This is a genomic window from Tistrella mobilis (genome assembly GCF_039634785.1).
In the GTDB taxonomy this organism is placed as follows: Bacteria; Pseudomonadota; Alphaproteobacteria; order Tistrellales; family Tistrellaceae; genus Tistrella; species Tistrella mobilis.
Genome location: NZ_JBBIAB010000004.1, coordinates 315179 through 326879 on the forward strand (window position 1 = coordinate 315179; position 11701 = coordinate 326879).

Genomic DNA, 11701 nt, shown 5'->3' on the forward strand with positions numbered 1-11701 from the left:
CCGTCACGCCATGCCCATCACCATCGACGCCGCCCCTTATGCCTTCACCGCGCCCCGCGACCGGCTGGCGCTGATCGTGATCGACATGCAGCGCGACTTCCTGGAGCCGGGCGGCTTCGGCGCCGCGCTCGGCAACGACGTCACCCGGCTGCAGCCGTCGATCGCGCCGACCCGGCGCCTGCTGGACGGCTTCCGTGCGGCGGGGCTGCCGATCTTCCACACCCGGGAATGCCATCTGCCCGACCTCTCGGACTGCCCGCCGGCCAAGCATGGCCGTGGGCCCGGGCCGCTCCGCATCGGCGATCCGGGACCGATGGGCCGGATCCTGATCCGCGGCGAGCCGGGGGCGGACATCATCCCCGAACTGGCGCCATGGCCCGGCGAAGTGGTGATCGACAAGCCCGGCAAGGGCGCCTTCCACGCCACCCCGCTCGGCGACGAGCTTGCCCGCCGCAGCATCGGCCATCTGGTCTTCGCCGGCGTCACCACCGAGGTCTGCGTACAGACCACGATGCGCGAGGCGAACGACCGGGGCTTCGACTGCCTGCTCGCCACCGACGCCACCGACAGCTATTTCCCCGACTTCAAGGCCGCGACCATCGCCATGATCACCGCCCAGGCCGGCATCGTCGGCTGGGCGGCACCGGTGGATGCCGTCCTTGCCGCGCTGAGGGCCGATACATGACCGGATCTCCTGCCGTCGATCTTCCCGCCGTGCTCCGCGCCGGCCTGCTCGACCCCGCCGCCCGCGCGGCGCTGGACTGGCAGCCCTTCCGCCCGGGTGTCGAGGCCCACTGGCTGCACCGCAGCCCCGATGGCGGCCCGGCGGCGGCGTTGCTGCGCTATGCCCCCGGATCCGAGGTGCCGCGCCACGCCCATATCGGCCGCGAGACCATCCTGATCCTCGACGGCCGCCAGAGCGACGATGCCGGCACCTACGAGACCGGCACGCTGGTGGTCAACGACCCCGGCACGGAACACAAGGTGCGCAGCGACACCGGCTGCACCGCCCTGCTGATCTGGGAACGCGCGCCGCGGCTTTACGAGGGCACCTGACCCGCCGCGCCAGGCGCTGTCAGTGGAGGCCGATGATCGCCTCGGCGAGATCCCAGACCGGCTCGCGGGTCTTCAGCGGATAACAGAGGTGCTCCGCCAGCATCTGCGGGTACACATAAATGTGCTCCGTCATCATCGTCGGGAGGCCGTCGTAATAGCGCTGCGGTGTACCAAAGCGAAGCAGATCCGCGACGTCGCGGCGCGGCAGCCAGAGGGTGAAAGATCCGTTCCGATGCCCGTCCCGCCACAGATCGACGAGGTCCAGCTCGTCCGTTCCGAAAAAATCGCGGGCATCCTTTTGATCGTGAAGACCGGCAATTTTCCAGCCCTGCCCCAGACCGCCCGCAACCATCCTGGTCGTCCACAGCCGGTAGAGGGCGCGCGCCCGGATGATCTTCGCGAACCACAGCACCGCGTCGATCTCTTTGCCCCGGTTCAGAAGCTCTGCGACCCCGGTGCGCAGCACAACCTCCAGCCGGGCCGCCAGGTCATTCATTTCCTTCAGATGTCTTTCGACTTCGGGCGTGTAATCCGGGTCCTGCGCAATCCCGTCGATGCGGTGATGCAGCGACCGGCGCAATGATCCGTAGTCCTCGTCCTCGACCAGAGCGATCTGGTCAGGCGACAGCACAAGGTCCGGGTGGCGTCGGCGCATGTGCTTCCAGCTTGCCTCCAATACCGCCGCGTCCAGATCGACCGGCCGGGTGAAGCGCAAGGGCAGCACCTCCCGCTCCGGCAGGACCGCCATGTCGGCAGCGCCTTTCGAGACGAGCACCCGGGCCAGATCCTCCAGGGCTTCGGAGAAGCCGCATGTCGCGAAATTCGCATAAAGCCGGTCCGCCACCTTGAGCGGCATAGTCGTGTCGTCGATCCGGATGGGGATCACGAAACGGCGGCCGGTCTGCTCTTCCCGCGCCAGCGCCGCATTCAGCTCCCTATTCACCCAGCCGGAACGGATGGCCGCGTCGGACACCACGACCACGACAAAACCGCTCCGCTCCAGACCGTCATAGATGGCATCGAGCAGCGAGTCGCCGAGCGTGATGCTCCACTTGTCGAGCCAGACCGGAATGCCCTTTGCGAGAAGCCCCACGGCCAGCCGCAGCACGAAGGGCTTGTCCACTGATGCATGCGAGATGAAGACGTTCGACATGGGGCCTCCCGACGGCGGCGACCGCGCTTATGGCCCCATTGATTCAATCGGAGATTCGGTCAGGTGACAACATCATCGCGTCCCGCCGTCTTAGCCTCCGCTCACCGCCGCATACCCCGGCCCACCCCGCCCGCCGGCGCCAGAAACAGGCAGCGGGTCATCGCCACCAGTTCGGCCAGCACCCGTGCCGGGTCGTCCGGGTCGATGGCGGTGCCGGCCAGGGCCACCAGCCGGGTGCGGTTGCGCAGCACGTTGTCGCGGATGCCCAGGGCCGCATGCAGCCGCCAGCCGAGTTCCGCCCGATTCAGATGCGGCGCAAGGCGGGCCAGCACGTCCAGGAACAGGCCCAGATGGTCGACCTCTTCGGCCAATGCCCGGCCGAGCCTGGGGTCGGCGCTGCGGCGGGTGACGGCGCGGAAGTTCAGGAACACGCGATAATCCGAGGTCGGGTCATAGCGCCAGCGCACCGACGGCTCCAGCAGCGCCGTCAGCACCGCGTCCAGCGGCGGCGGTGACGGCCGCGCCGCATCGACCGCCGCGGTCAGCTGGTTCAGGCGTTCGGCATTGAAGCGGGTGTAGCAGCGCGCCATCGCCGCGACCATCAGCGCCTCACGCGATCCGAAATGATAGCTGATCGCCGACACCGCCACCCCGGCCGCGGCCGCGATCCGGCGCACGGTGATCCGGTCGGGATCGTCCGTGGTCGCCATCAGGCGTTCGGTGACCTCCAGAATGCGGGCCGTGGTCAGTTCGGTGGACATGCAGCTCCGATGGGCATGGGGCCGGCTGCGCTTCGCGACGGTTCGATGACGGCTTTCGGGCGGCGTTCGAAGCCGGTCACCAGGGTGACATCATGACCGCTTATGGTCGGCACGTCACCTCGCCGCGGCCGCATACACCGGGCTGCGACGGGGGCCGGAAGGATCTGACCGGCCGAAAGGTTCGCGCCCATGCGCATCGCCCTGGTTTCCGACACCCATATCGCCGCCCGTGCACGGGCCTTCACCGCCAACTGGCACATCGCCGCCCGGCTGATCGAGGCCGAGCGCCCGGATCTGATCATCCATCTGGGCGACATCACGGTCGACGGCGCGGGCGATCCGGCCGAGCACGGCCAGGCGCTGGAGGCGATGCAGGCGCTGTCTGCCCCGCGCCTGGCCGTGCCGGGCAATCACGATCTGGGCGACAACCCGCCCCATCCCGGCGCCCATGTCGCAAGCCCGGTGACCCCGGCCCGCCTGGCCGCCTGGGCGGCCGCTTTCGGCCCCGATCACTGGGTGACCGAACTGGCGGGCTTCCGGCTGATCGGGCTCAACGCCCAGCTCTTCGGCACCGGGCTGGATGCCGAGGCGTCCCAGATCGCCTGGCTGGCCGCAACGCTCGCCGCCGCCCGCGGGCCCGTGGGCCTGTTCCTGCACAAGCCGCTGTTCCGCGACCGTCCCGGCGACGACGAGGCCCATGTCCGCTATGTCCCGGCGGCGCCCCGGGCCCGGCTGATGGAGCTGCTGGCGGGGGTGGATCTGCGCTTCGTGATCTCGGGCCATGCCCATCAGGCCCGGCGGCTGGTGGTCGGCGATGTCGAACATCTCTGGATGCCCTCCACCGCCTTCATCATCCCCGACCACATTCAGGAGCGGATCGGCGAGAAGCGGGTCGGCTGGGCGATGCTGACCCTGGATGGCGGCCGCCATCGCCTGGATTTCCGCCACCCGGCCGGCCTGCCCGAGAACGACCTGCTCGACCATGACGACGCCTATCCGGCGGTGCGGGCACTGCGGCGATCCCCCCCTGCCTGACCCCTGTCTCTCTGGCCGGTATCCCCCGATCCGTCCCTCCCCGATCTGCATTCGACGAGGCCCGACGCCCCATGACCATCACCCGTCGCGACCTGCTGCGCCTGATCGGCGCCGGCACCGCCACCGCCGCCCTGCCCGGCGCCTTTTCGTCCATCGCGCAAGCGGCGGGGGCCCAAGCGGCGGGAGTGCCTGCGGCCGGCAACGATCCGCGCCCGGTTCTGCGCATCGCCGTTCAGGCCCTGCCCGCCAGTCTGGAGCCGCTGGAGACCATCTCCAATATCGGCCTGCGCCAGACCACCTGCCTGTTCGACAGCCCGCTCCGCCGGGATTTCAAGGCAGAGGCCGCCACGCCCGGCACGGCGAAGATCGATCCGCAGCTCGCCACCGCCGTCACCCGGATCGACGATCTCACCTGGCGGATGACGCTGCGCCCGGGGGTGACGCTGCATGACGGTTCCACCCTCTCGGCCGCCGATGTGGCGGCGACCTTCGCGCCCGGCCGGATCGGCCCCGACACGCCCTGGCCCGAGGTCCGGATCCTGTTCGGCCATCTGGCCGAGGTCCGCACGGTAGACGCGCTGACCGTCGATCTCGTCACCCGGAACCCCGACCCGGTGATGCCCCAGCGCCTGGCCGCCTATGGCGCCTGGATCGTGGGGGCGAAGGCGATGGCGGCCGGCGGGCCTGAGACCATGCGCACCGCCCCGGTCGGGGCCGGCCCCTATAAGCTGGCCGAATTCGTCCGCGACACCCGGCTGGTCCTCAACTCTCACGACGACTACTGGATGGGCCGGCCGGCGGCGCGCGAGGTGCACATCGAGGTGGTGCCCGAGGCCGCAACCCGGATCGCCGGGCTGATCTCGGGCGAATACGACATCGTCACCAATCTTCTGCCCGACCAGATGCCGCAGCTCGACGGCTATGACGATGTCGAGGCGGTGGCGGTGCCGCTCGATCTGGTGCACATGCTGTTCTACGACACTCGCCGTCCGGCGGTGGCCGATGCCCGCATCCGCCAGGCGCTGAATTACGCCATCGACTATGATGCGCTCGGCCGCGCGGTCTGGGGCGAACGGTTCAGCCGGCCGAACGGCCTGCAGACCCCCGCCTTCGGGCCGCTCTATGATGCCGACCGCCGGCATTTCCCCTTCGATCCCGCCCGCGCCAAGGCGCTGCTGGCAGAGGCCGGCTATGGCGGCACGCCCGTGCGCATGCGCCTGATCTCGGGCTATTACGTCGGCGCCGAAGCGGCCGGGCAGATCATCCAGGCGATGTGGGCGCAGATCGGTGTGCCGCTGGAGCTGGAATTCGTCGAAAGCATGAAACAGGCGCTGGAACCCGGGGCCGACGTCCGGATGATCTCGGCCGCCTTCCGCTTTCCCGATCCGCTGGGCGGCGGCGTGGTGCCGGCCTGGGGGCCGGATTCGGCGGTGCAGAAGCGCGGCTTCTGGTCGTCGGACCGGTTCAACGCCGCGATCGCCGAGCTTCGGGCGGCGCAGGAAACCGCCGACCGCCGGCGGATCTTCCAGCATCTGCTCGACCTCTTCGATGAAGAGGCGCCGGGGGTGGTGCTTTATGGCGTCAACGAGGTCTACGGCAAGCGCCGGCCGGTCAACTGGACCCATTACCCGCTCTACTATCTCGATCTCCGCCCCGACAACCTGTCCTTCGCATGACCGCACTCACCGTCGAAAACCTCAGGATCGACGTCCCGGGCGGCCCGGCGGTGGCGGGGCTCGACCTCGCCATCGGCCGCGGCCGGGTGTTCTGCCTGGTGGGCGAAAGCGGCTGCGGCAAAAGCCTGACGGCACTGGCACTGATGGGGCTGTTGCCGGCGGGCGCCCGGGTGGTATCCGGCACCGCCCGTATCGACGGCCGGCCCTTCCGCCCGGGCGGCCCCACCCCTGCCGGGCTCGCCATGGTCCACCAGGACGCCATGGCCTCGCTCGACCCGCTGATGACGGTCGGCCGGCAGATCGCCGAGCCGCTGGTGGCACAGGCGGGTCTGGGCCGTCGTGCCGCCATGGCCGAAGCGGTCCGGCTGATGGAACGGGTCGGCATCGCCGGGGCGGCGGAACGGGCCCGGGCCTGGCCGCATGAATTCTCCGGCGGCATGAACCAGCGGGTCGCGATCGCCATGGCGCTCGCCTGCCGCCCCGCCCTGCTGATCGCCGACGAGCCGACCACCGCGCTCGACGTCACCGTCCAGGCCCAGATCCTGGACCTGCTGACCGGTCTCGCCGCCGAAACCGGGATGGGGCTGGTCTTCATCACCCATGACCTGGGCGTGGTCGCCGAAATCGCCGACGAAATGGCGGTGATGTATGCCGGGCGGATCGTCGAACAGGGCCCGGTCGGCCGGATCTTCGATGCCCCCGCCCATCCCTATACCGCCGAACTTCTGGCCTGCCGACCCGGACCTCACATGCCCCGCCCTCAGGCGCGTGACCGCCGCCTTGCCGCGATTCCGGGCATGGTGCCGCCGCCCGGCCGGCGCGGCCCGGGCTGCGATTTCGCGCCGCGCTGCCGGCATGCAATCGAAAGCTGTTCGATGACGCTTCCGAAATTGCTTCCGGTTGCTGGTGGCGGCCTGGTCGCCTGCGGGGTGCCGGCATGACCGGCCATCCCGGTCTCAGACCTCCCAGCCCCGGCCATCCCCGCCTCAGCGCCGAAGGGCTGGGCCTCGGCGTGGTGCTGCGCGATCGCGGCCTCTTCGCCCGTCCACGCCGGGTGGCGATCGTGTCCGGCATCGATCTTCAGGTGGCACCGGGGGAAATCCTGGGGCTGGTGGGTGAAAGCGGGTCGGGTAAGACCACGATCGGCCGGATGCTGGCGGGCGAGATCGCCCCAGATGCCGGCCGGGTGCTGCTGGATGGTGCTGCCCTCACCCTGCCCCTGCCGCCGGCCCGGCGGCGGGCGGTGCAGCTGGTGTTTCAGGACACGCTCGGCGCCTTCGACCCGCGCATGACCCTTGGCCGGCAGCTCGACGAGCCGCTGGCGGTGGCGGGGTTGCCCCCGGCCGACCGGCGCCGGCGTATCTTTGCGGCGCTCGACGCCATGGGCCTCGATCCCGCCCTGCTCGACCGCTGGCCGCATCAGGTCTCGGGCGGGCAGCGCCAGCGCGCGGTGCTTGCCCGCGCGCTCAGCCTGGATCCCTCGGTGCTGGTGCTGGACGAACCGGTCTCGGCGCTCGACGTCTCGGTCCAGGCGCAGGTGGTCAATCATCTGGCGGCGCTGGCCGGGGATCGTGGCCTCGCCATGGTGTTCATCAGCCATGATCTGGGCGTGGTCGGCCATCTGGCCCATCGGGTGGCGGTGCTCTATCTGGGCCGGGTGGTGGAAACCGGGCCGGTCGACGCAGTGTTCGGCGCCCCCGCCCATCCCTATACCCGCGCCCTGCTCGATGCCGTACCGGTCGCCCATCCGGGGCTGCGCCGGCCGCGCCTGCGCCTTGAAGGGGAGCCGCCGGCGATCCTGAACCCGCCCACCGGCTGTGCCTTCCATCCGCGCTGCCCCCAGGCGCAAGAGATCTGCCGGCGGGCCCGGCCGGACCTCGCGCCCGCGGCGCCCCCCAACCGGCCCGACGCCCCCCATCTCGCCGCCTGCCATCTTTTGACCGACACCCCCTCCCTGGCCGAGGCCTGATCCGCGATGTCCCGCGCCCTTCTGATCCGCCTGGCCCGCACCCTGGTCACCGCGCTGATCTGCATCACCCTCACTTTCGTCGTGCTCCGGCTGTCGGGCGACCCGCTCGACGCGCTGCTGCCCGAGGATGCGCCCCAAAGCATCCGCGACGCCTATGCCGCCCGCCTCGGCCTCGACCGGCCGCTTTACGAGCAGTATCTGGGCTATCTGGGCGGGCTCGCGACGGGGGATTTCGGCCGCTCGCTGCTCGACGGGCGCAGTGCCGCGGGCGTGGTGGCCGAACGGCTGCCGGCGACCCTGCTGCTGGGCGGCACCGCCTTCGCCCTCGCCTTGCTGATCGGCATCCCCGCCGGCACCATCGCCGCCCTTCGCCGCGGCGGGCCGGTCGATCGGGGCGTGATGGGGGTGGCGGTCTTCGGCTATGCGATGCCGAATTTTTTCCTGGGGCTGGTGCTGATCCTGGTCTTCGCGCTCTGGCTCAGGGTGTTGCCGTCATCGGGCTTCGGCACCGCGGCGCATCTGGTGCTGCCGGCGCTCACCCTCGGCACCGCCATGGCCGGCAAGCTCGCCCGTTTCGTGCGCGGCGCCGTGCTCGATGTCCTGGGCCAGCTGCATCTCAGGGTCGCGCGCGGCAAGCGCCTCGGCCGCATCCGCCTGGTCGCGGCCCATCTCGCCCCCAATGCCGCCGTGCCGGTGATCACCTTCCTGGGGTTCGAAGCCGGGCTGCTGGTCGGCGGCGGGGTGGTGGTCGAAAGCGTCTTCGGCTGGCCGGGGGTCGGCCGGCTGCTGGTCCAGTCGGTGGCGGCCCGCGACCTGGCGGTGGTGCAGACCATCATTCTGATGATCGCGCTCGCCATGATCCTGGCCAATCTCGCCGCCGACCTGCTCCATGCCCGGCTGGACCCACGGGTTCGCGCGGCCCTTGCCGGAGAGGCCCGCCGATGAGACCGATCTCAGCCCTGCCCGCAGCCGGCCGGCTGCATCGGCTGTTCCGGCCGCTCAAGGCCGGGGGGCCGGCGCGCGGTCGCGGCCTGCCCTGGTCGATCCGCTGCGCCCTGGGCTTTCTGGCGGCACTCGTCCTGCTCGCGATCTTCGCCCCCTGGGTGGCGCCTGCCGACCCGCTCACCATGGATCTGGGTGCGCGGCTGCGCCCGCCGGCAGGTTTCGGCGGCACCCTCGCCCATCCGCTCGGCACCGATGCGCTCGGCCGCGACCTGCTCTCGCGCGTGCTCTACGGTGCCCGGGTGTCGATCCTGATCGCGGTCGCCGGCACCGCGATCGGGGCAGTGCTCGGCACCTGCGCCGGCTTCCTCGCCGCCCGTTTCCGCGGCCTGGCCGACCAGCTGCTGATGATGCTGGTCGACGTGCAGGCGGCCCTGCCGTCGCTGATTCTGGCGCTGGCGGTGATCGCCTTTCTCGGCAACGATCTGGTGCTGTTCGTGATCCTGGTCGGGCTCGACGGCTGGGAGCGCTATGCCCGGCTGTCGCGCAATCTGGTGCTCGCCACCGGCTCGGCCGGCTGGGTGCGGGCGGCGCGGATGACCGGCATCACCGGCGCGCGGCTGCATCTGGGCCATGTTCTGCCCAATGTCGCCGGCCCGCTGGTGGTGCAGGCAACCCTCAACTTCCCGGGCACGATCCTGCTGGAGACCGCCCTCTCCTTCCTGGGTCTGGGCGTCCAGCCGCCGGCCACCTCGCTCGGCCAGATGCTCGGCGACGGGCGCGGGCTGCTGCTCAATGCCTGGTGGATCGCGGTGATCCCCGGTCTGCTGATCCTGGCCACCACCATGTCGGTCTGCCTGATCGGCGATCATCTCCGCGACCGGCTGGATCCCACGACCGGCAGCTGAACCGTCAGCCGCCGCGCATGCGCTGATATTTCAGGATCGCCTGGGTCCGGCTCTCCACGCCCAGCTGGCGGAAGATCCGCGACAGATGGCCCTTCACGGTGTTGAGGTTCAACCCCAGCAGATCGCCGATCTGCTGGTTGGAATGGCCGCGGGCCAGCAGGTCCATGATCTCCATCTGCCGCTCGGTCAGCGCGGCGCCGCTCTCGCCCTCGCCCGCCTCCGCCAGGCCGGCATCCCCGGCAATCGGCAAGGCAGCCGCCGGGATCGGCGCGGGCCCGCGTTCTGCCTCGGCATCACGCGCCAGCAGTTCATAGGGGAAATAGGTGCCGCCGACCTGGATCATCCGCAGGATGCCGATGATCACCTCGTCATGGGTCGATTTCGGAATGTAGCCGCGCAGGCCCGCCGCCAGCGCCGCCCGCAGATCGGACTTGCTCTCCGACATGGTGAAGGCCACCACCGGCGCCGGCTCCAGCCGCCGCCGGATCCGGTCCAGCCGGTCCTGGCCCAGGAAATCCGGCAGATAGAGATCGACCACCGCAAAGCTGAACCGCATGCCCTCGTCGAGCAGCGCCTCCAGCGCCGCCAACCCGTTCGCCTCCACGATCTCGACCGGATCGAACACCTCCGCCAGCAGATGCCGCAACCCCGCCCGCACCACCGAATGGTCGTCGACGATCAACACACGATAGGCGGAGACGGGCTCGGACATGGGTCGGGCGGCATCCTCGGGATTGGGTGTCGTGTCGAGGATAGCGCGGGGCGGGGGGAACGCAAAGCTGCGTCACTGCGCTCCAGAGGACCAACATGTCTGCAATAGCCCTCGCCAACAGCAACAACGGCGCCCATGAGAGACATCACATCCGCCGGATCAGGCTCTTGATCCAGCTCATGCAAAACTCGATGGCCCAGTCTGTCTGTTGAGGCGTCAACGTCAGCATCGGGCCGCCACCCGCTCCATGTCCCAGCGGGTTCCGGACGTGCTTGAAAAAGGACCTCAGAGTATCCGCTTCCCAAGACGTGATGAAATGGCCAGCACGTTCGCTCGCCAGATTTTCGATGAAGTTCGCCGCACCTCGCTCACGGCCGCCAGACAAGCCGCGCTCATCTGAGATGATCTTGATGGCACTCTCAAGGGCCTTTGCGGCATGAAAGGCGGGATCACGCCCCCCAGTGTCGCGCAGGCCGATTGCCGCTCTGATATCAGCATCGACATTGCACCATCGTTCGCCCCGCAGCACCTCCCAAAATGGGGCTTCGATTCGGGTTTCCGACAGGGCGTCGTCCGCTTTGTGGAACATCCCCGCCTGATAGTGAAACGGGAACGAAAGCCGACGGAGACGCTGGTTCAGTTCTTGAAGGGTTGCGCGAACTTCTTCTTCCTGATCCCGGTTCTCAAATTTTTGAAATAAAATTTCCAATATATTTAATCTATTACTTATTTCATGATCAAAATTAGACTCATTTTCCTGCAAGGACATCAAAAATTCACAACAATAAAATGCCCAATCATTTTGTCTTGGCAAACCGCCTACACGGTGTGGAGGCCCAAATAACTCATCCTCACCAATCTCGCGACAGACTGAACAGTGCACTTCCTCGGTCATTTCATCTACAAATTCTTTCCCAAAAATTCGAATAGAACTATCGTGCCATAACCTCGCCATCTGTCGTACAGCCAGTACTTCATTCGATCTATCAGTCCCCCACGCATAATCATGATACCGAGCACTGAAAAGGTCCGTGATCATCTGCGTCCTCACGATCCGCTCCGACATTTCGATCGTAGAAGAGCAGAACCTCGTCGGGCAACCTGTTCGAGCGCCTCGTCCTTGGCGATTGTCCCCCTGTCGACATCCACGTCCGCTTTTTTCCACGCCGCAAATTTTTCATCGTGGAGGATAATTCACCCCATGAAGAACGCTTTGCATTCCATTGCTCGAAACGTTCGCCCCCTGGCCCGAACGCCTCACCTCCCTGCTCCTCTGCATCGTCGGCGTCTTCGCTGTGTGGTGGACGCCGCTTTATGGCGGCGAGATCGGGGCGGCGTATATCGCGGGGTTCTGCGTCTATCTTCTGGTCGTGAAGGCGATGCTTCTGCGGCGGGGCGTTCGGAACGGCGGCCCTTGATGAAGACGAGGGGGCTCGACGGGGAGGTGACGTTCGCACTGATGGCTGCGGTCGTGGTGCGGCTGGTCAGC

At 68.5% G+C, this 11701-nt stretch carries 13 protein-coding genes; 9 read left to right on the top strand and 4 right to left on the bottom strand.

The features are described from left to right. The first annotated feature begins 10 nt into the window (after positions 1–10). Both WI697_RS07865 and WI697_RS07870 read left to right on the top strand, forming a co-directional pair. Positions 11–685 (top strand): cysteine hydrolase family protein, encoded by a 675-nt coding sequence (locus WI697_RS07865; protein WP_345958055.1) that lies wholly within the window; start codon positions 11–13, stop codon positions 683–685. Further along, positions 682–1056, top strand: coding sequence for a cupin domain-containing protein (locus WI697_RS07870; protein ID WP_345958056.1), 375 nt, complete (start codon positions 682–684; stop codon positions 1054–1056). Before WI697_RS07865 ends, WI697_RS07870 begins: the two co-directional genes overlap by 4 nt. A gap of 19 nt (positions 1057–1075) precedes the next feature. On the opposite strand, the gene WI697_RS07875 is transcribed toward WI697_RS07870, so the two are convergent. Continuing rightward, complete coding sequence (locus tag WI697_RS07875; RefSeq protein ID WP_345958057.1) at positions 1076–2209, bottom strand: toll/interleukin-1 receptor domain-containing protein; 1134 nt, start codon at positions 2207–2209, stop codon at positions 1076–1078. A gap of 101 nt (positions 2210–2310) precedes the next feature. Continuing rightward, entirely contained in the window at positions 2311–2970 is a 660-nt protein-coding gene (locus WI697_RS07880; protein ID WP_345958058.1) for a TetR family transcriptional regulator, read from the bottom strand. Positions 2971–3159: 189 nt separating this feature from the next. Here WI697_RS07880 and WI697_RS07885 point away from each other — a divergent pair, with 189 nt between their 5' ends. The 6 genes from WI697_RS07885 to WI697_RS07910 all read left to right on the top strand — a co-directional run bounded on the left by WI697_RS07885 (position 3160) and on the right by WI697_RS07910 (position 9500). After that, positions 3160–4005: a metallophosphoesterase family protein gene (locus WI697_RS07885; protein ID WP_345958059.1), complete on the top strand. Its 846-nt coding sequence runs from the start codon at positions 3160–3162 to the stop codon at positions 4003–4005. Between the two features lie 71 nt (positions 4006–4076). Further along, entirely contained in the window at positions 4077–5681 is a 1605-nt protein-coding gene (locus tag WI697_RS07890; protein ID WP_345958060.1) for an ABC transporter substrate-binding protein, read from the top strand. Next, positions 5678–6622: an ABC transporter ATP-binding protein gene (locus WI697_RS07895; protein WP_345958061.1), complete on the top strand. Its 945-nt coding sequence runs from the start codon at positions 5678–5680 to the stop codon at positions 6620–6622. Before WI697_RS07890 ends, WI697_RS07895 begins: the two co-directional genes overlap by 4 nt. Next, complete coding sequence (locus tag WI697_RS07900) at positions 6619–7650, top strand: oligopeptide/dipeptide ABC transporter ATP-binding protein (protein WP_345958062.1); 1032 nt, start codon at positions 6619–6621, stop codon at positions 7648–7650. The genes WI697_RS07895 and WI697_RS07900 overlap by 4 nt, the downstream gene beginning before the upstream one ends. A gap of 6 nt (positions 7651–7656) precedes the next feature. Next, positions 7657–8595, top strand: a complete 939-nt coding sequence (locus tag WI697_RS07905; RefSeq protein WP_345958063.1) for an ABC transporter permease — start codon at positions 7657–7659, stop codon at positions 8593–8595. After that, the gene (locus tag WI697_RS07910; RefSeq protein ID WP_345958064.1) at positions 8592–9500 is read left to right on the top strand and encodes an ABC transporter permease; all 909 of its coding nucleotides are present in this window, start codon (positions 8592–8594) and stop codon (positions 9498–9500) included. The genes WI697_RS07905 and WI697_RS07910 overlap by 4 nt, the downstream gene beginning before the upstream one ends. A 4-nt stretch (positions 9501–9504) precedes the next feature. Here WI697_RS07910 and WI697_RS07915 read toward each other — a convergent pair whose 3' ends face one another. Then, positions 9505–10212 carry a response regulator transcription factor gene (locus WI697_RS07915; RefSeq protein WP_296719196.1) on the bottom strand — a complete coding sequence of 236 codons (708 nt, stop codon included), beginning with the start codon at positions 10210–10212 and terminating at the stop codon, positions 9505–9507. Between the two features lie 145 nt (positions 10213–10357). Then, positions 10358–11251 (bottom strand): hypothetical protein, encoded by an 894-nt coding sequence (locus WI697_RS07920; protein WP_345958065.1) that lies wholly within the window; start codon positions 11249–11251, stop codon positions 10358–10360. A 184-nt stretch (positions 11252–11435) separates the two neighbouring features. On the opposite strand from WI697_RS07920, the gene WI697_RS07925 reads away from it, so the two are divergent. Then, on the top strand, positions 11436–11630 hold the full coding sequence (locus tag WI697_RS07925; protein ID WP_345958066.1) for a hypothetical protein: 195 nt from the start codon (positions 11436–11438) through the stop codon (positions 11628–11630). Positions 11631–11701: the final 71 nt, after the last annotated feature.